This is a genomic window from Candidatus Dependentiae bacterium, from assembly GCA_040878395.1.
Taxonomy (GTDB): Bacteria; Babelota; Babeliae; order Babelales; family Vermiphilaceae; genus JAKBEL01.
On record JBBDMI010000007.1, the window covers coordinates 39,423 to 65,477 of the forward strand.

At 35.0% G+C, this 26,055-nt stretch carries 22 protein-coding genes and 1 tRNA gene; 14 read left to right on the plus strand and 9 right to left on the minus strand.

Annotation, left to right across the window (positions count from 1 at the left end; all coding sequences use genetic code 11):
* Positions 1–13 precede the first annotated feature (13 nt).
* The 5 genes from WD055_02980 (at position 14) to trxB (ending at position 4,355) form a co-directional block, all read left to right on the plus strand.
* Complete coding sequence (locus tag WD055_02980; protein MEX0849170.1) at positions 14–523, plus strand: hypothetical protein; 510 nt, start codon at positions 14–16, stop codon at positions 521–523.
* A 704-nt stretch (positions 524–1,227) separates the two neighbouring features.
* Entirely contained in the window at positions 1,228–1,815 is a 588-nt protein-coding gene (gene frr, locus WD055_02985; protein MEX0849171.1) for a ribosome recycling factor, read from the plus strand.
* Between the two features lie 161 nt (positions 1,816–1,976).
* Positions 1,977–2,063: transfer RNA gene (locus WD055_02990), tRNA-Leu, on the plus strand.
* Between the two features lie 22 nt (positions 2,064–2,085).
* A complete protein-coding gene (locus WD055_02995; GenBank protein ID MEX0849172.1) occupies positions 2,086–3,417 on the plus strand; it encodes a trigger factor in 1,332 nt (443 codons plus the stop codon).
* 11 nt (positions 3,418–3,428) lie between these two features.
* Positions 3,429–4,355, plus strand: coding sequence for a thioredoxin-disulfide reductase (gene trxB, locus WD055_03000; protein ID MEX0849173.1), 927 nt, complete (start codon positions 3,429–3,431; stop codon positions 4,353–4,355).
* Between the two features lie 66 nt (positions 4,356–4,421).
* Here trxB and WD055_03005 read toward each other — a convergent pair whose 3' ends face one another.
* Both WD055_03005 and WD055_03010 read right to left on the minus strand, forming a co-directional pair.
* Positions 4,422–5,357 carry a hypothetical protein gene (locus WD055_03005; GenBank protein ID MEX0849174.1) on the minus strand — a complete coding sequence of 312 codons (936 nt, stop codon included), beginning with the start codon at positions 5,355–5,357 and terminating at the stop codon, positions 4,422–4,424.
* 51 nt (positions 5,358–5,408) lie between these two features.
* Entirely contained in the window at positions 5,409–5,957 is a 549-nt protein-coding gene (locus WD055_03010; protein ID MEX0849175.1) for a hypothetical protein, read from the minus strand.
* Positions 5,958–6,280: 323 nt separating this feature from the next.
* Here WD055_03010 and WD055_03015 point away from each other — a divergent pair, with 323 nt between their 5' ends.
* From WD055_03015 to WD055_03045, 7 genes are all read left to right on the plus strand, one after another.
* The gene (locus WD055_03015) at positions 6,281–8,401 is read left to right on the plus strand and encodes a hypothetical protein (protein MEX0849176.1); all 2,121 of its coding nucleotides are present in this window, start codon (positions 6,281–6,283) and stop codon (positions 8,399–8,401) included.
* A 779-nt stretch (positions 8,402–9,180) separates the two neighbouring features.
* Positions 9,181–9,327: a 50S ribosomal protein L34 gene (rpmH, locus tag WD055_03020; protein ID MEX0849177.1), complete on the plus strand. Its 147-nt coding sequence runs from the start codon at positions 9,181–9,183 to the stop codon at positions 9,325–9,327.
* Positions 9,328–9,342: 15 nt separating this feature from the next.
* Positions 9,343–9,690, plus strand: a complete 348-nt coding sequence (rnpA, locus tag WD055_03025; protein MEX0849178.1) for a ribonuclease P protein component — start codon at positions 9,343–9,345, stop codon at positions 9,688–9,690.
* 13 nt (positions 9,691–9,703) lie between these two features.
* Entirely contained in the window at positions 9,704–9,877 is a 174-nt protein-coding gene (gene yidD / locus WD055_03030; protein MEX0849179.1) for a membrane protein insertion efficiency factor YidD, read from the plus strand.
* An 87-nt stretch (positions 9,878–9,964) separates the two neighbouring features.
* On the plus strand, positions 9,965–10,423 hold the full coding sequence (locus WD055_03035; protein MEX0849180.1) for an S-adenosylmethionine decarboxylase: 459 nt from the start codon (positions 9,965–9,967) through the stop codon (positions 10,421–10,423).
* Between the two features lie 141 nt (positions 10,424–10,564).
* Complete coding sequence (locus WD055_03040; GenBank protein ID MEX0849181.1) at positions 10,565–12,532, plus strand: ankyrin repeat domain-containing protein; 1,968 nt, start codon at positions 10,565–10,567, stop codon at positions 12,530–12,532.
* 95 nt (positions 12,533–12,627) lie between these two features.
* A complete protein-coding gene (locus WD055_03045) occupies positions 12,628–12,960 on the plus strand; it encodes a hypothetical protein (protein MEX0849182.1) in 333 nt (110 codons plus the stop codon).
* Between the two features lie 47 nt (positions 12,961–13,007).
* Here WD055_03045 and WD055_03050 read toward each other — a convergent pair whose 3' ends face one another.
* On the minus strand, positions 13,008–13,373 hold the full coding sequence (locus tag WD055_03050; GenBank protein ID MEX0849183.1) for a DUF1622 domain-containing protein: 366 nt from the start codon (positions 13,371–13,373) through the stop codon (positions 13,008–13,010).
* On the minus strand, positions 13,373–14,797 hold the full coding sequence (locus tag WD055_03055) for a PhoH family protein (GenBank protein MEX0849184.1): 1,425 nt from the start codon (positions 14,795–14,797) through the stop codon (positions 13,373–13,375). Before WD055_03055 ends, WD055_03050 begins: the two co-directional genes overlap by 1 nt.
* Positions 14,798–14,983: 186 nt before the next feature.
* Here WD055_03055 and thrS point away from each other — a divergent pair, with 186 nt between their 5' ends.
* Positions 14,984–16,708 carry a threonine--tRNA ligase gene (gene thrS / locus WD055_03060; GenBank protein MEX0849185.1) on the plus strand — a complete coding sequence of 575 codons (1,725 nt, stop codon included), beginning with the start codon at positions 14,984–14,986 and terminating at the stop codon, positions 16,706–16,708.
* Positions 16,709–16,710: 2 nt separating this feature from the next.
* Here thrS and WD055_03065 read toward each other — a convergent pair whose 3' ends face one another.
* The gene (locus WD055_03065; protein ID MEX0849186.1) at positions 16,711–19,107 is read right to left on the minus strand and encodes an ankyrin repeat domain-containing protein; all 2,397 of its coding nucleotides are present in this window, start codon (positions 19,105–19,107) and stop codon (positions 16,711–16,713) included.
* Positions 19,108–19,173: 66 nt separating this feature from the next.
* The gene (locus WD055_03070) at positions 19,174–20,103 is read right to left on the minus strand and encodes an ankyrin repeat domain-containing protein (GenBank protein ID MEX0849187.1); all 930 of its coding nucleotides are present in this window, start codon (positions 20,101–20,103) and stop codon (positions 19,174–19,176) included.
* A gap of 245 nt (positions 20,104–20,348) precedes the next feature.
* Between WD055_03070 and WD055_03075 the strand changes: the two genes are divergently transcribed.
* Complete coding sequence (locus tag WD055_03075; protein ID MEX0849188.1) at positions 20,349–20,516, plus strand: hypothetical protein; 168 nt, start codon at positions 20,349–20,351, stop codon at positions 20,514–20,516.
* A 206-nt stretch (positions 20,517–20,722) separates the two neighbouring features.
* On the opposite strand, the gene WD055_03080 is transcribed toward WD055_03075, so the two are convergent.
* The 3 genes from WD055_03080 to WD055_03090 all read right to left on the minus strand — a co-directional run bounded on the left by WD055_03080 (position 20,723) and on the right by WD055_03090 (position 25,854).
* On the minus strand, positions 20,723–21,574 hold the full coding sequence (locus WD055_03080; protein ID MEX0849189.1) for a DUF4258 domain-containing protein: 852 nt from the start codon (positions 21,572–21,574) through the stop codon (positions 20,723–20,725).
* A 59-nt stretch (positions 21,575–21,633) separates the two neighbouring features.
* Positions 21,634–22,515, minus strand: a complete 882-nt coding sequence (locus tag WD055_03085) for an ankyrin repeat domain-containing protein (protein MEX0849190.1) — start codon at positions 22,513–22,515, stop codon at positions 21,634–21,636.
* A 66-nt stretch (positions 22,516–22,581) separates the two neighbouring features.
* Complete coding sequence (locus WD055_03090; protein ID MEX0849191.1) at positions 22,582–25,854, minus strand: ankyrin repeat domain-containing protein; 3,273 nt, start codon at positions 25,852–25,854, stop codon at positions 22,582–22,584.
* Positions 25,855–26,055 lie beyond the last annotated feature (201 nt).

Genomic DNA, 26,055 nt, shown 5'->3' on the forward strand with positions numbered 1-26,055 from the left:
TATGGAGGCCGTTATGAAATGGGACAATAAAAAATATACACTGGTCATGGCAGCAGTTTTATGCCTCTTGCCGATAAAAACATTCACCACAAAAGAGCTTTTTGCAAAAGGACTTTTTGAAAGTCCATCCTGGTTGAGCCCGGCAATCACTTATGGCAGCTATCTTGCAACAGCATCAATCTTTTCCTATTCTGCTTGGCAGAAGCTACAACAGTACTATTCCTCCGACAAGCCAAATGTAATGGCACAATCAAAACAGACCAAACAGATCGTTATTACTGATACAGATTTTCAAAAAAATATATTAACATTACTTGATAAACAGGAATCAATTCCTCAAGAAATTCTTGCGTCTATTGTAACTGACACACAAATCTCCAAGGGACTTATTCGTCAATTGAAGGCTTATAATAATCAATTAACGACTGATGTTCTCAAAACAGAACATAATGTTTCATGTAATCATACACTTGATCAGATCACACAAGGAATTAAAGATTCATTTAAAGCAATAAATGGCTAACGCTTTTGATAAAAGCTAGCAAAATTCTTTTTTGTGTTTCGCGATCGTTACTTTTTTTTCTTATATTTCTTTTGGCTTGCCAGCCGGGCTAAGATATTTTGCTTGTCCAAAATATCTTAACTAAAAGACCCCAACATGCTGTTGGATCGCATTCCCGTTTGAACTTCTGGCCATTATGCCTACGGGCTTTCGCCCTCACGGCAAATGCCGAAGGCAAACTACAGGAATTTCAATTTTAATATTTAATCCTTTAGTGGATATGGAAGCCTAAGATTGAACTTTTGCGAAAGCGTGTGCTGACAGTGAGAATGAACGGAGTGAATGAGAACGTTTTTATCCGCGATGAAAGGTTTCGAAAGGCGAAGCCTTCGGGCCCGGATTCTTAAGGGGTTGGCAAAAAGCCCTTAAGGACAAAAATAATTATCAGAGATAAAAAACTAAATGGACGTGCCAAAAACTAAAATAACAAAACAAAAAAAGGGATTCAAAAGCGTCCATCAATACCCTTCGACAGAGCTCAGGACAGGCTTTCGCCATCACTCAACTCAGGATGAAATCATCTTATGTCTAAGCGTGTGACACTACACGTACCAACCCTCTTTTTATGTCTAGGATCCTTAAGGAGGTTGACAAGAACCTCCTTAAGGATAAAATTAATCTATATCTTAAGAATCTAAACATACATACTTTAGGCAAGGACCATCATGAAGGATATTACCTTAATAGAAAATGAACCAAAAGCGTTCCAAGAAGCAATGAATAATGAGATGAAAAAAGCAACATCTCATTTTGAAGGCGAATTAGCTAAAATCAGAACCGGCCGCGCTCATACTTCATTAGTAGAAGATATCAAAGTTGAATGTTATGATGGCTCACCAATGGCACTCAAAAACGTTGCGGCACTTTCAGCTGCTGATGCACGCATGATTGTAATTCAACCCTGGGATATCTCAACAATTCCTTCAATTGAACGTGCACTTATGGGATCAGAAGTGGGAATTACCCCTCAAGTTGACGGGAAAATCATTCGCCTCGTATTACCTGAAATGAGTAGCACTCGCCGTGAAGAATTGATCAAAATATTGGGTAAAAAGCTAGAAGAATGCAAAGTAAGCATCCGCAATATCCGCAAAGACTTTAATAATTTGATTCGTGATGCAAAAAAAGACAAAAAAATATCGGAAAATTTCTTTAATCGTTTAGGTGATTTGGTGCAAGATGCAACGGATAAATGGATTGCAAAAGCTGACCAAATGGCTCAAAAGAAAGAAAAAGAACTTAAAAGTTTTTAATTTTCTAAAAAAAGAGACTTTTTCCTTTATTTTCTTTTAATTTTTGCTAGACTATTGTTACATTTACCCTTGGACAAGAATAGTGGCTGCTAGCTAAATAGCCCAACAAGATGTTAACTTCTAGTCCAAGGCAGCCCACAAATTGATTTTAAAATTTGGATGCAAGTGTGGCGGAATTGGTAGACGCCCTGGATTTAGGATCCAGTGCCTGAAAAGGCGTGGGGGTTCGAGTCCCTTCACTTGCACCAGTTAAAAACAGGAGTGAGGCATATGAAGCAAATAAGCCAAAACCAAAATCAACCTCTATATGATTTTGCATTGGACTTTCAATTCAATCAGGTCAGACCGACCTGCGCTACATTATCAATTATTATTCCCAAAGAATGCGTTAATAAGTTTTTTTTACAAGCTGCACATGATCAAAAACAAGCATTACACACTATTGGCTTCAACAAAGGTGAAGTTCCTATCGAATATATTGAACAAAATTTCATGTTCAGTCTAATTGATCATGTTCAAGAATTCTTATTTAAATACTTTGTTATACCCTTTTTATACAAAGAACTACGAAGTCGCAAAATATTAATTGCAGGCGAACCACGCCTAAAAGATATCCGTGTAAAATACAATAGTGATGGTGCTTTTGATTTTGAATTAAGCACTTTTGAGAATATTCCCCTGCTTGAATGGCGCTATTTTCCGTTCAAAGCACCTAAACGAAAAAAATATAAAGACCTTGATCGTCAAGTTGATTCATTTATAAAAGATGAAAAAGAAGCTCTTAAAAATTTCGACGAACAAGATATTGTCCACATAAATGATTGGGTACAATTTCTCATCAAACCTCTCGATAATGACGGATTACCTTTTTTCAATCACGAACCATTAATGCTATGGCTAAAAATGGGTGATGAAGATGCTGATGAAGAGTTGCGTTCTATTTTTATGAAGCGCAAAAAAGGAGAAATATTCAATTCACAAAGCCGAGGATTGCAACATTTTTTTGGTCATCAATTTGAAACTAATTATATCTTTGCAATAGAAATTATAGATATATTGCATGATAGCTATTTTTGCTTTGAACTATTCAAGAAACAGTTCAAACTTAAAACAAACAAAGAAATGCTTCAAAAATTAATCGAAGTATTTTCATATCGCAATGACCTTTCTCAACGCCGATCCATAATTGAAGAATCTTTAGCCCTATTACTGCACAAACATAAATTTGATATTCCACAGCATGTCATCACTCGCCAACAAGAGCAAATTATAAACCTTATATCTACCAATTCAGATTATCAGGTATATCGCATGCAAAAAGATTTTCAAGAACGTGTAGAACAACTTGCAGAAAAACAGGTCAAAGAAGCATTAATTCTTGATCAATTAGCTTATAATGATAACCTCATACCGAGTGATTTGGATGTAAAATCATATTTAAACTTAACTAAACGCCCACGAGCAAAAGAGTTTATTTATTTTGATGCACCGATTACACGTGTACATGGAAAAGAATCTCCAATATGCGCTGAAGAATTAAGACATATTTGTATGCGTGAAAAAACACTCAATCATGTTATACATCATTTAATGCGAGCATAAAAAGGCTTTTTATGAGCAATACTATTGAACAACTGATTATTATCGGTTCAGGTCCTGCCGGATTAACCGCTGCAATTTATGCAGCACGAGCAAATCTACACCCATTGGTTATCGAAGGTTCAAAACCGGGAGGCCAACTGATGGGCACCACGGTGGTTGAAAATTGGCCCGGAACGGCAAGTATTATGGGCCCCAAACTTATGATGGATATGAAAGAACATGCAAAAAGCTTTGGTACACGATTCCAATCGGGTGATGTTACCAAAGTTGATTTTAAACAACGCCCTTTCATCGTTACAACAAACAAAGATAAAACATTTAAAGCACACAGTGTTATCGTCGCAACAGGTGCAACGCCAAAGCGCCTACGTGTTCCCGGTGAGGATGAACACTGGGGCAAAGGTGTTACCACCTGTGCCGTATGCGATGGTGCATTTTACAATGATAAACCGGTTATCATCGTAGGTGGTGGTGATACCGCAATGGAAGACGCTTCATTCATGACCAAATTCACCGATAAGATAACCATTGTGCATATATTAGATAAACTGACCGCTTCAGCTGCAATGCAGAAACGAGTCATTGATAATCCTAAAATAAATATTATCTATAATAGCACTGTCACTGAGATATTCGGCAATGATAACGGTGTAACGTCTGCCACCATTACTCATCAACAAACGAATGAAAAAACGAAGCTTGATGCCAATGCCGTCTTTGTTGCTATCGGTTATAAACCGAACACAAACATATTTGAAAATCAATTAGAACTGGATGATTGGGGTTATTTAAAAATAACTGATAATACTAAGACATCTGTTGAAGGTGTTTTTTCCGCCGGTGATGTGGCAGATTACCGCTATCGCCAAGCAATCACTTCAGCAGGTTCAGGCTGCATGGCTGCACTTGACGCTGAACGCTGGTTGAGTAAACAATAAAAAAAAGAGTGAGAAACATTTTGTTCCTCACTCTTTAAAATTACCGTCTTTATTATATAACAATAACTATGAACAAATCTCTTGGATCTTGCTTAAACATTCTTCATAGCTTAGACAATCATTTTTTTCTTTATTATCTAAATTATTTAACTTTTGTTTGATCTTATTTGCATTTTGCTTAATCAATACATAAAGCTTATTCATTTTTTCTGCAGATTCATAGAAAATAACTGCATATTTTTCTAAGCGAAGCCATGGTGATGTATCGAAATTAAAATATGAAATGTATTTATTCATCATATTATTCAACGTTTTTCTATATCTGATGCAATCATTTTTTAAATCTCTAACTACAGATAAATCTAAACTGTCCGTGTAATCATTGGAGACTTCCTCAATAAGAGCCTGTAACGAAATACGTTTATAACATAAATCAGAATATAAACATAATGCCTTTGAATAAGTTGCATAATATCTTACACCTCTATCCTGCAACTGCTTTCTACCAATAAAATTAAGATACGAACCATTCGGCATGGCTAACTTATAAATACGGGTTGACCAAAATGAATGTCCATATTGAGAATATTTTTCACTGTACGGGTTATAGCAAGGACCACCGCCATCATACCACCACCACCAACAATGATTGTTTTCCCCTTCAGCCGCATCTTCAAACCGATAAGATTCTCTAAAATCAGGTTTTTGAAGCCATTTTAGACATTTTTGCATATTTAGTTCTCGCTGCTGCTCTCGCTGCTGCTTATTTAGCTCTTGTTGTTTTTTTTCTGCACGATAGGACTCCTGACACTTAGATTCAAAATAACCTAAAAGTCCTACAATGCCAGCTAAAGCTCCAATTCCTGCTGCAACTTTCACTTCGAAAGGAACACGAGCAATTACATGCTTAATAAAGTCTTTATCAAAAATATTGCTTTGAGCACATACAACATTATTCAAAATCAATAATGATAACGCCCATGTCAAATATCGTTTTTTCATCTTTAAGGTAACTCCATTTTCGTTATTAATAGATAAAACATCTTTTATATATTAAGAGAAAAGTTTAATAATTTTAGCTTTAATATTTGGCGTAATCTTCCAGGCTCTTTCAACAAAATTTAAATGAGTATTTAAATTATTTGACCATCTTTCAGATGCCGAAGTAACATATTGCCCATCAATCTCTGAATTTGCTAATATATCATGCATTTTACATTGTAAATCTTTCACTCTGTATGTTGCAATTTTTGCACCAATATAATCACCGCGACTCATTTGATCAGGAATTGTCTCTACCAAATTGTTATGCTCAGTTAAAAGAGCATTAACATGTTCTTTTTTAAAAACCCATTCAGCTTTTACATTTTGCCACCAATTAGAAATATTATTCCAACAGGCACTCAAGAGACTATATTCTTTTTCTAAATAAATCGCACCACCAATGCATGCAACTACGCCGGCACACATAGCGGCTTTTCTGATTAAAGCTTGTTCATTCCCGCTTGATTCATCAGTCTTTTTTTCTTCCACTGCAAAAGCAGCCGAAGCTGATAGACAAAGTATCGATAAAAACAAACTATTCATTTTACGTGTAAACATGAATACCTCACATTAAAATTAATAAAAATAACCGACCAATTCATTATATGTAAAAATATATCCTGTTTTTAAGAGCCCGTAAAGCACCCCCCTTTACTGGTAAAAACAATAATTACAAAAGGAACTATATTATCCATTTGTATACAGATTTTCCCTATTGACAGACTTAATTGAAGAATAATAAGCACCTATAAAATCTAGTGGATTCACTCATAGCGCACCCAATTGTTTACATATTATTGAAATGGTAAAAAATACTTTGCTATAATAAAAAAGAATAGAATCTAACTAAGAAATTAAGAGAGTAAAAAAAAGAGAGTAAAATGAAAAAAATATTACTTATTTTATCCCTTTCATTGGTTGGAATGCAGATTACACCGGCAGCATCGTCGATGCCAAAAGGTGCATCCTATGAAGTCGTAACTTACAGTGTTAACAAAGCTTTCATGCAAGAACTTATACGTACTCTTTGGAACGAAATCTATCATGATGCAATATATTTACCATCTAGCTCAATTTCTTCTAAATCAGAAAGCAAAATAGAAGATGAAATAATCAACCCAATCTTTCCTGCTGTCATAGAAGGTGAAATAGATAAGAATGCTATAAAACAAATAGATATTAATGAAATTCGCACATTTTTAAAAAATCTATTTGATTTGACCTGGGACGATATATACGTTCAAAATGAACAATTGCAAGAAAACCCACCCATTACTCCACGTAATGAAAAAACTTTGGCCGTATTTAAAGAACATGCAAAAGCACTTGTTATTGGTATGTTCATAGAAAATGTTGTTGGTAATACTATGAATTCATGTGAATGCATTCCAATGGCAGATCGCATTAGCTACAGCTTTATTTTAGCTGATGACATTCGCAAAAAATTTCCTGATCCTAAACAACGCATTGTAATAACATCTTTTGCATCCGGCTTACTACTGCAAGAGTATCTGTTATTAACGTTACTTAAAAAATATGGCTACACCAACATTGCACTTAATTTAGTTGATTTAGGTTATCCTGATCCAATTTCATTACAACGCATTATCAAACAAACCGGACCTGAAAATGCAAAACGCGCAATCAAACATTATAAACATGAAGTGATCCGTGCTGCCGGCTTACAAGGTGCTGACCCGGATGAAAAATACAAATGGATCAATGAAAATAAGACACTATTTCCTGAACTAGCTGAACTAATTGATCCCGGAGCTTTTGATTCAGGATATGGGTATCAAAAAGCATTAGAGCATCTTAAAGAATTAGTACCAAATGTAACGGTTAATACGTTTAGAAATATGCATGAATATATAGACTTAGCACAAAAAAGACCCGACTTAAAAGCCGATGTTATTACGATTGTCGACCCCGATTTGAATGTGTTTGATATTGCACCATTTCCATCGCAAGCAAATATGGTCGGCATAACAGATAAAACACTGTTCGACAAACAAGATCCTCAATACAAACCCCATGTTTTTGTTACTGTTGCAAAAGATTTTCCATCACAAGTATATGTGCATCTAAAAACCTATACTGACGCACAGAAAACAGATGCTCCATTTATACAAAAAATCAATGATTTAATTAAGTCTGCAAGATTCATTGAAGAACATAAAGACCACAAAGCAACATTCAAACCTTATAAAGCAAAATTTAGAGACTGGATCATTACTACCTTCGGTTCAGCATATGATAAGGAAACATTAAAAGAGTTACTCAATAAAAATGAACAATTACTAAATGATGCACAAGACAACAAAATCGAAGAAATTCAATTGAATACTCTATTAGATGAGCTACTCACAATAAATGAAGCCATCTTTGAAAAAACAAATCATCTCGACCAAAATAAATTGAATGCCTTATATGCTACATATAAGACTCTTACTCCTGCAAACAAAATAACAATTGCAACTGCAGTTATTAAAAGCATGAATAAATTACTTAACAAAATCGAAAACGATCAATATCAACTTGTATGGTACTCAGATCCTCATTTAGCATTCCAAGAACTCGTTCGCCAGACAGCAAAAGATGATGCAATTATTTATCTTTATTATCAGGATGATCCACAAGAGTTAGATCGACCGTTTATTTTAGAAAGAGTAAGCAAAGACGATTATATATCTCGTGATGTTTTTGGACCAAACGTCGGCAGAATGTTAATGCAGGTCGGCATCGATGAAGAAGATGAGCTTCCATTTGAAGATAAAGAAAATAATGAAACAGAGTATGAAAGTTATCATGAAATAGAAATAGATCCTAATGATCTTTATGGGCGAGTTGATCTTAAAAATGGAAACATTCTCACATGGGATGATTTAAAGGATACCTTCCCCAATCTAAACGACTTACGTGTTCCAAAAGTAGAATTAATCGATTATACAGAATATGATGATGATGAAACTTTTGAACAACCCTTTTCAGTAAAAGACTAATATGGCTTTTTTATAGCGTCCTTCACTAAACAGCACACATTTCACATAATATTCACACAGCTTTTTCATAAAAAATCGCCGTCGGCGGCTTTCCAAATTACGTTTTTAATGGGCGCCGAAAAATGTTCAATCGGATTAAAATTAGGTGAATACACTTTTAATTTACTATAAACAGTCTTCCTTGTCGTTCTCCCAGACATCGCTAAAGCTTACGACTACGCCAAGACTTCTTCGCACAGAATGTCGGGCAGGCTGCGAATGCCCATGCATTATCCACATCTTTTGTGATATTTTAAGTAATTAACGCGAGTTCGAAAAATCAAGGCTCTCATAAGCAAGACCAAACATTATAAGATAATGCTCTTCTTTATCATTCCCGGCTTGAACGGGAATCCAAGATCTGAACGCTTATAATTAAAGATAAATATGCGTTTTATTTACTCTTTTTATTTGAATTCATTCCTGACAATATCAATTTTTTTTGCATATAGCAGTACTAGAAAAACATACCACAATTGTGTCAACCCTATTGAACTGCAAGGCCAATCCCAATATGTATGATATATATGGAAAAAGACCTGTAGATTATGCTATCGCTCGCCAATATGAAGATATTATCGACTTATTACAAAAAAGATAAAAAACATAGTACAAATAGAATATACGACATAATAACGCAATAAATCCATAAGAAGAAATAATTTGCCAATCATCGATTATTACTTTAAAATAAGAAACATAGCAAAATTTAATTGAATTATAATCCGACTGGAGTCACCATGTCATTGACTATAAAGAAAAAAAGCCACAAAAAACGTCGTAGAAAACACGGATTCCGTGCACGTATGGCAACACGCCATGGTCGCAAAATCATCAATCGTAGACGTGCTAAAGGTAGAAAACGCCTTGGAGTAAGCGCATACTAATTGCGTAGATCTCATATGGCTATAACACCATACTTATCCCATTTAACTAAAAATGAGATAAAAACAGTTTTTAAAAAGGCCCGAAGAGTCCTCCGCGATTCGGGTCTTGATATTTTATTATACCCGAGCCCCACAGATTTTGGCCGCATTCTAGTGGTTACATCACGCAAGGTTGGCAATGCGCCCGAACGCAATAGAGTACGCCGACGCTTGAAAGCCATATTTTATAAAGAAAAACTCTATGAGCACAAACTTGACTGTTTTGTTATTATCAAAAAATCAGGTACAAACTATTCATCTGACCAATTAAAAAAGATCTTACATCATGCATTTGCGTTATATCTTGATAAAAACAGTCAATAAAGGTTTTATTCTTATGTATTACTGTTTACGCCCTTTGCTTGGGCCTGCGCAATGTAGATTCAAGTTAAGTTGCGGACCCTATGCAGTTAAGCAACTTGAAGAAAAACCATTATTTCATGCATTATACACTATTTGCAAACGTGTATGGTCATGTAGCCCATGGGGCTCCTTTCCATCACATGATTAAACACCCTTTTGTTTTTTTCACATCAAGCCAGTATTCTTTGATCAAGGACGAGCCCATTTTTTTCCTGATCAAAACAAAAGGATCCCGATGAAAGAACTTTTATTACTTTCAATGCTTTTTGCCGTTGAATCTGAAAGTCGTCGACTCATAGACTATTATCCACAGCCCACCTACTCAAAATCAAAACCGAAAGCATGGGCAACACACACCAGTATAGATCTGCATAATTGTTTATATAGCATTATGCGCTCGAAACATGAAGTAAAACGATTTTTGCGTAAACTATGCAATCATCTTGGTGTGACACCCTATGGTGACCCTGAATTCCTCTACCATTATAGTGGCAATGGCTACACTGCAGGATTAAGTGCAGTGCAACAAGCAAATGGACATACTGATATCACCATTCGTGTTAATGAATCGGGGGATAATATGCATATTGATGTTTTCAGTTGCAAATCTTATGACCCTTATGATATCGCAGACAAAGCACAAAGATTCTTTGACGCATATGATATGACGATTAACGTTTCGTATCGTAAGTAAGAAGGTTTATAGGAGTATTTTTATCAACCATAGAGTAAAATACTCCTATCGCATGTTTCCTATAAAACATTGTTAATGATTGACAAATAGAATAATAAGCGTATAATTAACTATATATAAAATATAAAAAATGGAGTTATTATGCACATACTAAATTATCTAAGCTTATTAGGCATCCTTACTTGTTCATTATCATCTTTTGCAGCTGATTCATCTAAATCAGAGCAAATGATCAATTTAATAAATCAAAGCCGCAAAAATTTCGAAAAAGCGATTAAAAGCAGAAACATAAACAATCGAGATGAACAAGGCAAAACATTGCTCATGCATACAATTGAGCAAAACAATGTACAAAAAGTAAGAATATTAATACGTCAAAAAGCTAATCCTTGGATCGAAGACCATCCTCATCAAATCACCTACAAGGGTAAATCTCTTGATAAACAATCACAAAATACTTTTCATAAAGCTGCAATGGTTGGAAACCTTGAAATATTACGCAGACTGTTAAGAGCTCATGAATTTGACCCTCAATGGGAAAAAGCATTCCCTGTAGGCTCCGGCCCAACCCCTCATATGCTTGCACAGGATAATAAACATAATGGATGTGAAATATTACTATGTAACTTCAATCGAATAGACAATTCTTTATTTAAAGCAATTATGCTTGGACATCGAAAAAAAATTGATAAAATTTTAGACAAGCATCCTGAAAAAATACAAAAATATTGCCTTGATGAATCAGATGAACCCAATACTGCATTGCCAAAAGCAACCCCGCTCGATTGGGCATGTATGCTTGAAGACGTCCAATTAGTTGAACATCTTTTAGCCAAAAGCACCCCTGAAATGAATTGTGAACTTTGCTCACAAGAGCCTGGAGGCATAAGCTTATATACTCAAATGGGCATGGTCTCTTGTAAAGCATGCTTGGAAAAAAATTGTCATGATACATCTACATGCCAAGATAGGAATAAAAAAGAGATTAAATTACTTATGGAAGAATATGGGGCCGAAAAATTAAGCATCCAAGCTGATCTTTTTCAAGCTATCAAAGACTATGATACTCAAAAAATAGCTTGGTGCCTTAAAAAATATCCTGATTTAAAAGAAGAAAGACTTCATAATCATACTCCTTTAGAATATGCCATACGCTTCAATAAAATGAGATCAACAAAGGAACTCATTAGGTTAAAAGCTGATGTAAATACAAAAGTTCATTATGGCGCATCACTTTTAGCAATGGCATTTAATTATGACAACATAGAGGCAATAAAACTTTTAACAAACCATGGAGCCAAGTTTAATTCCCTCTATCAAGATTGGCCTTTTGATTATCCTATCAGCGAAGAAGCAAAAAAAATCCTTCTTGAAACATTCCGACAAAAAGTTGTACGTAACCAACCAAAACCGAATCAAATGCGCTCGGCTGTTTGTTCCGGTAAATCTGAATTGGTGGAATCAATCGCCGGAAGAAAAGAACATTATCAAAATACTGACACACAAGGACTAACACCTCTGCATTGGGCTGTTACAAAAGGAGATCCAAAGCTTACAGCACTATTGATTAAAAATGGTGCAGACATTAATGCTCAAACCTCAGAAAAAAGACGTACACCATTACGACAATTAATTCGCATGCATGAATCTGGAGTAAGATACGAGCATAGACAATTAACTACTAGCGAGCTACTGCCTTGTTTATTTATTTTAATGTGTGAAGGTGCAGATCCAACGATCGAAGACAGATGGGGCGATACAGCCTATACCTGGATCGGCAGAGAAGTTGAATTCTTTGATGGCTTAACATTAATCCATCATATTATTCGAGCTGCAAAAAGATCTTCACCCAAAGAAAGAATGAAATTACTCAATGAGATAAACCTCTTTCAAAAAAAAGAGTTCGAAAAAGCCCAAAAAGATGGGGATGAAGAAAAAGCTGAACATATTAAACAAGCGCGCGTAATTAGGTTTCAAAGCTTGATACCTCGTCGTATCCCCAAAACCATATCGCCTGAAAACTTTAAAGAAATATATCAACCATATATTCCCGATACATTTGATAGTGATCCGGCAAACATTGCAAGTACATCGGGCAGTTCATCATAATATTTGATATCATTGATCCAACCCTAGGCAATACCCACATGAACCCTTGATTTATTAACAATAAACCTGCTATGTTAAAATTAAAAGGGAATATCATGAAAAAATTATTGTTAGCTTTTAGTATTATAAGCCTTGGATTTGGCACAATTACAGAAATTCAGGCAAATGCAAAAAATCAAAACGAAGAGGCACCCTGTATATGCTACTGCGCATTCGAACCGGGACCGCGAAGCAAAAGTCCTGGAAACAAGCCTTTTGTACGTACATTTACAAATAGTATAGGCCAAACATTTAAGGTTTGTTTGTGCGATCAAAGAGATCTTGATAGATTAAATGATGAACCTGAATTAATAGATAAAATAACCGAAGGGCAACTGCTAAAAGTTAATTGCTGCGAAAAGCTCTTAAATAAAAAAACTGAAGAATAACAAAATATAAACCGCCGCCTACTTTATACTAAAATAGGCGGCTTTATTTATGCACTCTTTTTCACACTCAATTGCATCAACTCTTTATCCAAGAAATAGTTCAAAATAGTACGAATTACCACCAAGATTGCAAGCAAACCTAAATTATAATAATCCGGCAACACAATGGTTAAAATCACATCACTGGCCAGAATAAACTCTAATCCGAGCACAATACTCAAACCAAGTTCTCTGCGTACATCATCCAAATCAAGCTCTCTCTTTCTTTTATCTATAAAGAAACATTTCTTTAATAGCATATATGCAGCTTGAACACCACCTAAGAAAATGATTAAAACACCAATAGTTGCCAAGAACCATTTTATTGCATATAAAAAAAGCATGAAATAGTGTGCAATATCGTCATATATCATTATAACAACTCACCTCCCAGTTTACTCAACTCACTACGTTCACTTGTTTCAAGATATACTGAACCGAACAGTTTTTTCCCTTTGAAACGTTGACTTGCAACAACCAAACCGTTACTTGCAAAATCCAAGTATGGTGAATCAATTTGATATGGATCACCGGCAAGTATAATCTTACTTCCTTCGCCTGCACGGGTAACAAGTGTTTTTACTTCATGCGGTGATAAATTTTGCACTTCATCGATAAAGATATATTGAAACGGAATTGAACGTCCACGCATATAGGTGATCGCTTCCAAACTGATTTTACCTTTTTTAACCAAATTATCTAACGACTCCATCGCTCCTTTACGTTTACGTTTTTTCTTGCCGGGTCCTTTTTTTCTTTTGTTTTTTTGCTGTTCTTGGTCAACGTTATCCAAATGACGCCCGGTGTAAGCTGAATGCACAATGAATTCCATATTATCGTAAATAGGCAACATCCAACTATATAGTTTTTCTTGCAAATCACCCGGTAGATACCCAATGTCGCGCCCAAGTGGCACGACAGGCCGTGCAACGAGCATTTTTTCATATACTTCTTCAACAAGAACTTTATGCAGCCCAATCAACAATGCTAAAAATGTTTTACCCGTTCCTGCCGGTCCGAACAATGTAACTAAACGAATATCATCATTTAAAAGTAAATCCATTGCCATTAACTGTTGAGCATTGCGTGGTTTAAGTGGCCAACGCAATAAAGGTTCACGTACCGGTACAAATTTATTACTGCCCAAATAGCGAAATACGCGATAATTATACGCATTATGCTGACTTTCAAGCACAACATATTCATTGACTGCAATATCTGTATCTCGTGCCAACTCTTGCAATATTTGAGGATCATTATCTTTTAAAGTGACTGCAGGCACAGCAACGTTCATCCATCCTTTATAAAATTCATCAATATTAATCTTTTCTTTAATGTAATCTTCTGTTGCGATACCTAATGCATCAGCTTTTATACGTGCATTTAAATCTTTAGTTATAAGCTGAACGTCATAACCCTGCTCTTTGAGCGAAACTGCTTCATATAAAATTTCATTATCTGCAAAGGTTAACTGAAAAGGAAATGATGGAATTTTTTCAGTCCGCATAAACACAACACGCACAGTACTACCATTGTCAAGTTTAATGCCACTGCCCAATGAGCCTTGTGAGCGCAACCCATCTAAAATACGGATCGCTTCACGAGTATTGCGCCCTCGTTCAGTTCCTTCCTTTTTAAATTTATCTAACTCTTCAAGCACCACTGATGGCAACGCTACTTCAGCACCATCAAAAGCATAAATAGCCTTAGGATCATAGACCAAGACATTCGTATCTAATAAATAGATCTTTTTGTTTTTTGATGGTTTTACTTTTTTTACTTGTGTATCATTTGACATTACTCTTGCTCCTTTTTTTCATGGTGTCTCCATCCTAATTCGATGCTATCACAGGATTTTTCCTGCAGGCAATGATCCATGCATATATTATAGAACCCTTACCATCAAACATGCATTTTAGCACAAATATGATATACTTAACTTCAAGATTTAACAATCAATGTCGGTACAAAAAAGGTACAAATTATGCCAAATGATAACGTGAGCCAAATAGAAAAAATTCGTCATTCAACTGCTCATTTACTTGCACAGGCAGTAAAAGAGTTATATCCAAAAACTATTTTGACCATTGGACCTCCAACCAAAGATGGTTTCTTTTATGATTTTTTACCCGAAACCAACTTTAAAGATGAAGATCTACCAAAAATAACACAACGCATGAAAGAAATTGCAGAACGCAACATTCCATTGACACACAAACAGATTCCAAAAGAAGATGCCCGCAAACTCTATAAAGATAATCCATACAAATTAGAACTTATTGATCTCATTCCCGGCGACACTGTTGGCTTGGCAGAACAAGGCGACTTTTCTGATCTATGTAAAGGCGGACATGTAACATCAACCGGTGAACTTAAAAATTTTAAATTGTTGCATATTTCCGGTTCTTACTGGCGTGCAGACCGAAACGGACAACCGCTACAACGTATCACCGGTACCGCATTTGCAACGCCAAAAGAGTTACGTTTATACGAAAAACGAGTCGAAGAAGCTCAAAAATATGATCATCGTAAATTGGGCAAACAACTTGATCTCTTTTCATTTGTGCAAGAAGGCCCCGGTTTCCCTTTCTTTCATCCGAAAGGTCAAAAAGTTATTCAACTACTCAAAGATGATTTACGCACTATGTTGGATAAACAACATTATCAAGAAATTGCAACACCAATTATTTTATCCGATGAATTGTGGAAACAGTCAGGGCATTATGAGCATTACAAAGACAACATGTTTTTTTCGGTCATTGATAAGCAACAGTATGCCGTCAAACCGATGAACTGCCCCGGAGCTATCATGGTATATAAAGATCATCCCCGTTCATATCGCGAACTGCCGCTGAAACTTTCAGAGTTTGGTTTAGTACATCGCTATGAACTTTCAGGCGTTTTGCATGGTCTTTTTCGCGTACGTTCATTTACACAAGATGATGGCCATATTTTTTGCACCCCGAATCAAGTTGAAAATGAAGTTTTAGATACTATCAAAGCGATTGAAAAAACACTCAAAAAGTTCGGATTTGACAACATAACCGTTGGGCTTTCAACTAAACCTGAAAATGCAATGGGAACCGATGAATATTGGCAACAAGCAACAACAGCACTCCAAAATGCACTTGATCGCTCTGGTTTAAAATACACTATTCAAGAAGGCGAAGGCGCCTTTTATGGACCTAAAATAGAATTTGGCATCCAAGACTCAATGGGCCGCTCTTGGCAGTGCAGCACCATTCAATTAGATTTCTTCTTACCACAAAACTTCGATTTATCTTACATTGCATCATCAGGTAAAAAAGAACGCCCTGTTATGATTCATCGTGCCATTTATGGCTCTATGGAACGTTTTTTTGGCATACTGCTGGAACATTTCAAAGGTAACCTACCATTCTGGCTTGCACCAATTCAGGTTAAACTACTCACCATCACTGATGATCAAAAAGAATATGCACATAACATTATGCAACAACTACAAAAACATAACATTCGTGTTGCAATGGATGAAACTTCCGATCCAATTTCCGGCAAAATTAAAACCGCTCAATTGGAAAAAGTTCCTTGGATGCTCGTCATGGGCCAAAAAGAGATGGATAACCATACTATCACTTTACGCTATCGCAATGGTAAACAGGAGTTTGGTTTATCATTAGATGATGTATTGGCCAAAGCTCAAACATATAACGATGGATGTATTATTTAATATTATGCAAACATCATTTTGAACGAATTTAAACCGAAATTAAACAGGTTGTTCATATCAAAGTTATTTTGATTATAAGCAACCTTTTTTCTTCGCGCTCTAGCTTTTTGTAATATATCAATCAATGGCTTTGCATTAATCTTTCTTGCCCACTGCAATGCTGTTTTCCCTTGAAAATCTTTAATCATAGGATCAGCACCTCGAGAAAGCAATAAGCGCACCAGCTTAACCGATGTTGCTACTGAAATCTGATTCAACTTTTTTTTTGGTGCCCCTACTGTAATACGCGTAACCCAGTGCAATGGTGTTCTACCTCGATACGTATCACGAACATTGATATCAGCGCCCTCATCTAATAATATTTTTGCTAAATCAACATTACCATTAATCACGACCTCATGCAGTGGCGTTAATCCTGTGTTTTGTGCTATATTTACATCAGCTCCTGCTCTTATAATTTTTTTGGCAATATCTGCATAGTTCCATCGTGTTGCAATTATTAAAGCTGTTTCTCCATCATTATTTTGTGCATTAATATCAATAAGAGTTTTATATATTTTTGGCGCTTGCATAATTTTTACTGCATTTAATTGAACATTCCTTTTTAATTTTTCTATTGGATCCTTCTGACCTGAAACTTCAACCTGTTCCTCAAAGACAAGACCTTTTGTATCACTTATTATTTTTTGTGGTTCCTCTTTCTTAATTAAAGAACCAACTTTTTCTTTTTTTTGATTTACAGTCAATTCTTCTGATCCAATGCCACCCCCAAAAGCGTTAATCATAATATTCCATATAGCGGTCTTCCAGTCCCCTTTAGATATTGGAAGCAAAATTAAAGGAGACTGAACATTTGCCCCTGCCTCTACATCAATGAGCATTCTTGTTGAGCTATATATAGTATTTTCAATAGAACCTTCATTTATTTTAGATAAAATTCTTTTCCTTTCTTCTAGCAAGTCATCTACAACTGGTATATAACCTCTACGCACAGCATGCATTAATACATTCCAACCATTTTGATCTTTAATGTTCACATCTGCACCAACTGTAATTAACTGTTTTACAATATCAAAATGTTTTGCAAATAATGCCAATACCATTGGTGTATGACCACTTTTATTAGATCTATCAAGATCTGCACCGGCTTTAATCAAAGCCGACACTATATCCGAATGCCCTTTATTGGCTGCTAAAGCTAATGCAGTCAATCCATTTGTATTAACCTGATTTAAATCTCCACCCTTATCGATGTACCATTTAACACCTTTTAAATCACCATTCTCTGAAGCATTCAATAAATTTTTTGACGTGAGCATGGTCATTTTTGTTCTGGTTCTGCTTTTTTTAGATTGAACATCAGATGGTATAAGATTTGCACTATTAAGATTGTTTTCTTTATCTGCCGGCTTAGATGTAACCAATCGTCGAACAATCTCTTTTTTTGAATCATCTATACTTTTATTTAATAATCGTTTAATTTCAGCAACAGTTTTTTTAAATTGAACCGTCAATTGCTTGATCAACTTATCATTATTCAAAGCCTGTCGAGACATTCTAATGACTTTGTTTAATTCTACATCTGATTTAGATGCAAAAAATGATTCAACTCCCCCATAAATTTGAACTTTAAATGCATTTTTAAACAATTCTCCATCAACCGATTTTATTTGTATTATTTGATTGTCAGATAACTGTTGTTTTTTTGCTACTTGCCGACTATTAATTATTCGCTCAGAGCGTTTAATGCTTTGCCTTAAAAGCCGTTTTATTTCGTCATCAGTTTTATTATATTCAGCGCTAAAAAAATTAATCGCATCAAGATTATTCAATACTTTTTGACATTTTTCAATAAGGATATTCAAATCACCATCTGATTTAACTGTAAAAAATGTTGTAGAATTATTAATTACTGAATTAAAAGCTTTTCTTAATAGTTTTTGATCTGCTACAGACATATTCAAAGATACAGCGGCCGATTTTTTTCCCTTTTTTCGTCGACGACTAAGCTTCACAGCCGCTTGCTTTGTTTCAGCTTGAAGTTGTTGTTTTTTTGCTGCATTCGTTCGACGACTATCAATTATTTGCTCTGAACGTTCTCTAATTTGCTTTAGCAGCTGTTTTATTTTGTTATCAGTTTTATTATATTCAGCGCTAAAAAAACTGATAACAAAAGGATTATTAGATGCTTTTCTAGCTTTTTCAATAAGCGCATTTAAGTCTTCGTCAGATTTGGAACCATAAAAAGTTGCTGCGCCCCCATGCATTTCAACATTTAAAGCTTTTCTTAACAACTTTCTATCTGCCACTGATAAATTCATAGACGATGTTGCATCTAAATGACTGGGTAGATAAGATAAAAAGAATAGAATCAAAATAGATATTTTTCTCATCTGCATTATCAACTCTCCATTTTTGAGCAATCAGAATATACATCGATTAACGAGCTCTTAGTCAATAAGCTCTTATTGCAACATCTCAATTAAAGGCTGTACATTAATCTGCTTTGCCCATTGCAATGCCGTCAGACCTTTATCATCGGTTATTCTCGGATCTGCACCATGAGTAAGGAGTAAATCAATTAACTCCTTAGCTTTATTTATCGAAATTTGCTTTAACTGTTTTTTTGGCGCACCAACAGTCACACGCCCAACCCACATGAGCGGCGTTCTGTTATGAAACTTATCACGTGCATTAACGTTTGCTCCCGCATCAATCAATGCTTGAGCCAACTCAATATTGCCATTCATTACTGCTTGATGTAATGGGGTTAAGCCATTTTTTTGTGCAATATCAGTATCAGCTTCAGCTTGTAAAAGAATGTTGGCTATATCATTGTGATTGAACCTAGTTGCAATAAATAAAGCGGTTTCATCGCGATCATTTTGCACATTAACATCAACCGAACCTTTTAATAATCGTTTTACTCTTTCAACATTATTATATTGCGCAGCCTTCATTAATGGTGTATATACTTTTGCACCACTTGGTTTTCTTTGCCTTGAACCGGTTTTTGCTCTAGGCTTTCTTCTTGTGCGACGAGATGCAGGCGCCCACTCTTGAGCTACTCGTTGCTCAACTTGTGATGTCGTTTTTGATGCCGCACTACTGAGCAGTTCTCGTATTTCTGTTGAAGAGAGACTCAATGCACCGCTTAGTTGTAGAACTTCTTCATCTTTTTTTAAAGCTTGTGTAATCGCTTGCAAAGCTTTGCGCAAATCTTCTTTTGATTTTGAGCTATAAAAACCTTCATCTTTAAACTGCTCTGCATACACAGCCTGAGTAAGCAGCTCTTTGCGTGCCTCTGGCATCTGAATCGATGCTGCTGCAAATAAAAAGATCGGCATAAACATTAAAACAGCCGGCAATACAAACATGCTATATGTTTTTTTCATTTGAAGGCGCCCCCTATTTTGACATACATAAAACCCACTCGACTTCTTAGCTCATATTTTATTACAAAATGAAACAAAATGTAAATGCTTTCTTTGACATTCACCTTTAATGTCAAAGAAAGCATGACTTATAAGAAATCATGTATAAACGATCCTATCCGGAAATTGATTGTTTGAGTTGAACTCAATAAGATCTGAATATCGCAATAAATCAAGCTTCTTTTGATAATTTTCGGATAAACTCTATGTTTATAAAAAATACACAAAAAAAAGGTGCATCCATAAAAATAGATACACATGAATATCATAACCTTCAAAGACCTAATGGTGAAAAAATTTTTGAGGCATATGCTCAACAAAAAACACCTAGTGCTTATCGCATATTTTGGCATTATGATCCTGAAAAAACATGATTTCCATTTTAGCCATAATACCTCATCCATAACTTATTTGTTTTGCATAAATTAAATATCCTCAATTATAAAGAGGCGTCTTTCTGCTTCTGAGACAGGTCGTTTAAAGCTGCTCTGAGCTTATCAACAAGAAAAATAAACCGGTTGTTTAAGAGTATCGATATATGATGATGCACTAATACATCATCATATATTCTTTTGTTAGTTTAATATGAACGATTAGCTATTTTTTTGTTGCGAGCTCGCATATGTTTAATAGTTTTTCTTTTTGCAGCTTTTATTGTCTTCTTAGTTTTAACTTGCTCACGTGCTGTAATTATGTGTTTGCTCGGTATCTTTTTTTGTTTACCACGACTTGGATGCTTTTCATTTTTAAATCCACAATTAATAACAGATATTGCAACATATACGTCATTACTTTTGGATACGATAACCTCAATTTTTTGTTTTTTACCTGTGTCCAATGTAAATAGGTAATGAGTGGCTCCGTCTTTTAGCGTTATTGCTTTAGCCCTACCGTTTCTAAGAGCTCGATGTAATTTTTTTTCTGTTATCCTGTGCTCTGTCATACAGCTAAGAACATGTCTTGTGTAAAACAAATTAGTTTCTATTATCGCTCGTTTTTCTCGTGAGAGATTGTTGTTTTTATTTCGAGCTAGTCTGGATTCTTCTTTTATAAGTTTTATTCTTTGAAGGGTTTCGTCTTTAGAGGTTTCATCGTTTTTAATATTAATAACAGTTATTACAAGATACAACTTTTCCTTTACGCTCAAGACAACTCTACATCCATCCTTTTCAAATATATATATGTCTTCTCTATTATCAGTTTTTATGAGGCCTTTACAAATTGCTTTTTGCACTTGATTTATTGGCAACATCCTTTCTTCCATTCGTTCAAGAGCATGTTTTGTAAACTCAAGGTTTGTACTAATATTGATTCTATTAGAAGCAATTAAACTGATATTTTTTCTTTGTTCTAATATTGATGTCGATGCACTTTGAGCATAAGCAGTTATGAGTGAAAACAGTAAAATAGATAGTTTAAAATACACTTTCATGATATAACCTTCATTTTTAAATATTTACTTTAATTTTATATGTAAGGAGCTTCTTCTCGTCATTCTTGAAACTCTCTTAATAAGGCAACAAATTCCCTATGCCCTCTTTCTCTTGCAATATGTTTCGGTTTTTGTCTTTCTACATTCCTGCAAGAAATTATCGCTCCGGCTTCAAGTAATTTCCGAGCGTATGCAATATGATTTTTTTCAGCTGCAATATGCAATGCTGTGTTTTTATCAAAGTCTCTTTTGTTCACATCAGCACCACATGCTAGCAATGCATCAAGAATATCCATTCTGGGATTATCTTGATAAGCATGAATCATCAACGGGGTATGCGATTTTCGTTCATATTTATTGCCAAACTCATCTATACCGCCAAAGTTTATATCTGCACCTGCATTGACAAGAACCTGAATGATTCGGGGATAATCTGCATCTTCTGTAAATTGCTTAACAGCAACACGCAAGGCTGTATCAGGCGATTTTTCATAACGCCTTACAATTCGATTGGGATTAGCACCATGACGAAGAGCTTCTTTTATCAATCCAACATGGCCTTCTTGCACTAGATTACATAATACTGAACCACCTAACTCAGAAAGTTCACGTCTTCTAACTTTAAGACAAGTTGGTCTAACACCTGATTCCATAGATGCAAGTATTTTTTTTCTATTTAATTTACCTTGTGAAGCTTTTAACAATACTTTTTGTTCTTTTTTTGACTTAGCATAACTACTTTGTTTTTTTGATCTTTTACCATATTTTTCAACTTTTTTGCCATCCATCTTCTCATTAAAAGAATCTAAGGCACGATCAGCACTTAATGAGCAAAAGTTTTGACTAAAACTACATGGACCATTCACATCTGCCGCTTGCATATCTATAACAAAAACAATACTCATCAAACTTATACATAACATCACTTTTGAATTTATCATCATATTTCCTTTACTGTTTGAATAAAATCATTTAATTAATAATACTATAAAAAACTAAAAATGTTTTCAGTCTTGCTTTTTATTTTTTTTCCATTTAGATGTTTTCTTTTTCCACTTAGGTGTTTTCTTTTTAAATAAATCTTTTATTTTATCTGAAGATGCTACATCCAGAGGTCTCTCACCATTTTTATTTTTAATCGAAGCATCAGCCCCAGCTTTAAGCAATTTACGAACTAAAACAATTCGTCTTTTTTTCACTGCTAAATGCAATGGCGTATCGCCGTCATTATTAACAATTGATACATCAGCACTAACTTTCGTTTTTAATAGCTCAATCGCATATTTATTGATACGTGCCATTGCAAGATGCAAATCTGTATTTCCATTTTCATCTACAACGAGAGGTTCTTCTTTATTTTCCATACTCGGTCCTGATGCATCGGCCGCTTCACATTTCAATTCATCAGAAGATAAATCTTCATTATTGATAGTTACCATATCTGCTTTGGACTCAAGTAGATGCTTTTTATTTTTTTTACACTTAGATGTTTTCTTTTCAAATAAATCTTTCATTTTATCTGAAGATACCAAATCTATTGGAGTTTCGTTTTTCTTATTTTTAATCGAAGCATCGGCACCCTTAACAAGCAATTTACGAACTAAGCCAACACGTCCTCTTTTCACTGCCAAATGCAATGGCGTATCGCCATCATTATTTTGAATCGAAATGATAGCTCCAGCTTTAAGCAATGCACGAACTAAGCCAGTACGCCCATTTTTCGCTGCTAAATGCAATGGCGTATTGCCGTCATTATTAACAATTGATATATCATCAGCTTTAGCTTTATTTTTCAATAATTCAACCACATATGCATTGGTACGATTCATTGCAAAATGCAAATCTGTATTTCCATTTTCATCTACAACAGAAGATCCTTCTTTCTTTTTTATACTCGGTCCTGATGCATTTAAAGCTTCTTTTGCTGATGCATCGGCCGTTTCACCTTTCAATTCATCAGAAGATAAATCTTCATTAGGGATCCACAGTAGTGAAATAAATTCATTATTGATAGTTACCATATCTGCTTTGGACTCAAGTAGATGCTTTTTATTTTTTTTACGTTTGGGTGTTTTCTTTTTAAATAAAACTTTTATTCTATCTGAAGGTGCCACATCCTCAGGAGTTTCTCCGTTTTTATTTTTAATCGAAGCATCAGCACCAGCTTTAAGCAATTTACGAACTAAGCGAGAACGCTCTCTTTTCACTGCTAAATGCAATGGCGTATCGCCGTCATTATTAACAATTGATACATCAGCACTAACTTTCGTTTTTAATAGCTCAATCGCATATTTATTGATACGTGCCATTGCAAGATGCAAATCTGTATTTCCATTTTCATCTACAACAGAAAACCCTTCTTTCTTTTTCATACTCGATCCTGATGCATCGGCCGCTTCACATTTCGCATGATCCTTTAGTACTGAAATCATATCCTTATTTTTAGACTTTAATGCCATATCAAGTGGAGTCAGACCTTTATTATTGATAATTGTTATATCTGCCTTGAACTCAAGTAACTGTTTTACAAAATCAACGCATCCTTTTTCCACTGCCAAATGTAACGGCGTATTACCATCTTTGTTTGCTAATAAAACATTAGCACCAGCTTCAAGTAATTTCCGAGCGTATACAATATGATTTCTTTCAGCTGCGATATGCAAAGCGGTATTGCCAAAATGATCTTGTTTATTCACATCCGCACCACACTCTAATAAAGCATCAAAAATATCCATTCTGGGGTTATCTTGATAAGCATGAATCATCAATGGGGTATGTGATTTTCGAGAATATTCTTCACTCTGTCCGCCATAATTAATATCTGCACCAGACTTAACCAACAATCGTATAATTGCCGGATAATCAGCACTCTTAGTACGTTGTCTGACTGCAATACGCAGTGGTGTATCAGGATTATCATTCTTGTAACGTTCGCATAAAACATTTGGATCAGCTTTGTTAAATTTAACATTCAATAAAGCTTCAACTAGCTCAACATTTCCATGCTCAACAGCATTGCATAATGGCGAACCGCCATAAGCCTTTTTATCTTTCTTCGTAACGGTAGGACAATTTGGATCAACATGCATATTAAGTAATTTTCGTACTGTCTTAGTATCGTTTCTTTTAGAAGCTTTTAACAAGCTCAACTCATCCTTTTGCATTAGCAAAAGACGTGATTCAGCTGTTTTAGTTGTTTTTTTATTCCTTGATGAACTTGGTACTGCAGCAGCAGGAATATTATTGCCGGATGAACTATGCTCATTGAGCAATAATATCATTGCTTTATTATTTATCTGATGGGCAATGCCTAAAGGCGTTAAACCTTTTTTATTAGCAAGCAATAGATCAGAACCTGCTTTAACTAATTCGCTTGCACATTCAAAACAATCATTTATAACTGCAATATGCAAAGGAGTATCACCATCTTCATTAACAACTGAAGGATTCGCTTTAAATTGAAGCAATAACTTTACTGATTCAATTGAATCGCGAACAACCGCCTTATGTAACGGCGTATATCCTTGATTAGTAGCTATAGATGAATCAGCACCCTTTTGAAGCAACTTTTCTATAAAGTCATATTTTCTTCGTGCAACAGCTTTATACAAAACAGTCTTGCCTTTTTTATTGACAACCGATGCATCAACTCCTGCCTCAAGCAACTGACAACAATAATCATCATTTCGATATTTAATGATTTTATGCAACTTAGCCGTACGCTCTTCAATGCTCATAGAAGCTATTTTTTCTACCTTAATCTTATTTGGCGCAACATTTGAACGTTGTTGTTGAAAGTTAGACTTTTTTGACCGTTGCTGTTGCTGATTCGACTTCTTTGGACTCTTCTTTTTTGCTGAATTATTTTTTGGACTCTTCTTTTTCTTCTTCTTATTCTTTTTCTTCTTCTTATAAGAATCATTTGATTGCTTCAGATACTTACCTGTTTCATGATCCACCTCGTGTCCATCTTGTCGGTTTATTGATGCATTAGTTTTATCTTTTTCGAAAAGATCTCTCAACACTGCAGCATTATTCAGCCCCACGAATCTATTTAAGCGCTCATTCCTGAAAAAGGATTTATATCTCTTCGTGTCTTTATTATAACGATCTTCCCACTCTTTTTGTTGGGCATTTTTAAACTTTTTATTGGCCGCTCGATGACGAATTACCTTTTTTCGATTAAGATCTTTCATGCTCAGAGCATCAAACGAAGCAGCATGAACACCACTTGATAAAACTAATAAACTAGTGATTAAAAAAGTACGACATGTATTCATTACATACCTCCATTATATATGCAAAACAATAATATTACTAATATAAATTATACTTGATTTTGAAATTAATACAAGCTCAACATGCCCAAAATAGCCTATCTCAGGTATAAAACAGCTAAAAAACCTATCCAATCTAATCATCTTCCCTAATATTTTTATTTCAATTGACATTTTACAAATAAGTATCATAATTAAAATATC

Coding starts and splice junctions, on each gene's coding strand:
- trxB (MEX0849173.1), top strand. CDS start 3,429: ATGAGCAATACTATTGAACAACTGATTATTATCGGTTCAGGTCCTGCC.
- WD055_03010 (MEX0849175.1), bottom strand. CDS start 5,957: ATGTTTACACGTAAAATGAATAGTTTGTTTTTATCGATACTTTGTCTA.
- WD055_03075 (MEX0849188.1), top strand. CDS start 20,349: ATGTTTATAAAAAATACACAAAAAAAAGGTGCATCCATAAAAATAGAT.
- yidD (MEX0849179.1), top strand. CDS start 9,704: ATGTATTACTGTTTACGCCCTTTGCTTGGGCCTGCGCAATGTAGATTC.
- WD055_03005 (MEX0849174.1), bottom strand. CDS start 5,357: ATGAAAAAACGATATTTGACATGGGCGTTATCATTATTGATTTTGAAT.
- WD055_02995 (MEX0849172.1), top strand. CDS start 2,086: ATGAAGCAAATAAGCCAAAACCAAAATCAACCTCTATATGATTTTGCA.
- WD055_03080 (MEX0849189.1), bottom strand. CDS start 21,574: ATGAAAGTGTATTTTAAACTATCTATTTTACTGTTTTCACTCATAACT.
- WD055_03055 (MEX0849184.1), bottom strand. CDS start 14,797: ATGTCAAATGATACACAAGTAAAAAAAGTAAAACCATCAAAAAACAAA.
- WD055_02980 (MEX0849170.1), top strand. CDS start 14: ATGAAATGGGACAATAAAAAATATACACTGGTCATGGCAGCAGTTTTA.
- WD055_03065 (MEX0849186.1), bottom strand. CDS start 19,107: ATGCAGATGAGAAAAATATCTATTTTGATTCTATTCTTTTTATCTTAT.
- rpmH (MEX0849177.1), top strand. CDS start 9,181: ATGTCATTGACTATAAAGAAAAAAAGCCACAAAAAACGTCGTAGAAAA.
- WD055_03015 (MEX0849176.1), top strand. CDS start 6,281: ATGAAAAAAATATTACTTATTTTATCCCTTTCATTGGTTGGAATGCAG.
- thrS (MEX0849185.1), top strand. CDS start 14,984: ATGCCAAATGATAACGTGAGCCAAATAGAAAAAATTCGTCATTCAACT.
- WD055_03040 (MEX0849181.1), top strand. CDS start 10,565: ATGCACATACTAAATTATCTAAGCTTATTAGGCATCCTTACTTGTTCA.
- frr (MEX0849171.1), top strand. CDS start 1,228: ATGAAGGATATTACCTTAATAGAAAATGAACCAAAAGCGTTCCAAGAA.
- WD055_03035 (MEX0849180.1), top strand. CDS start 9,965: ATGAAAGAACTTTTATTACTTTCAATGCTTTTTGCCGTTGAATCTGAA.
- WD055_03050 (MEX0849183.1), bottom strand. CDS start 13,373: ATGATATATGACGATATTGCACACTATTTCATGCTTTTTTTATATGCA.
- WD055_03085 (MEX0849190.1), bottom strand. CDS start 22,515: ATGATAAATTCAAAAGTGATGTTATGTATAAGTTTGATGAGTATTGTT.
- WD055_03045 (MEX0849182.1), top strand. CDS start 12,628: ATGAAAAAATTATTGTTAGCTTTTAGTATTATAAGCCTTGGATTTGGC.
- WD055_03070 (MEX0849187.1), bottom strand. CDS start 20,103: ATGAAAAAAACATATAGCATGTTTGTATTGCCGGCTGTTTTAATGTTT.
- WD055_03090 (MEX0849191.1), bottom strand. CDS start 25,854: ATGAATACATGTCGTACTTTTTTAATCACTAGTTTATTAGTTTTATCA.
- rnpA (MEX0849178.1), top strand. CDS start 9,343: ATGGCTATAACACCATACTTATCCCATTTAACTAAAAATGAGATAAAA.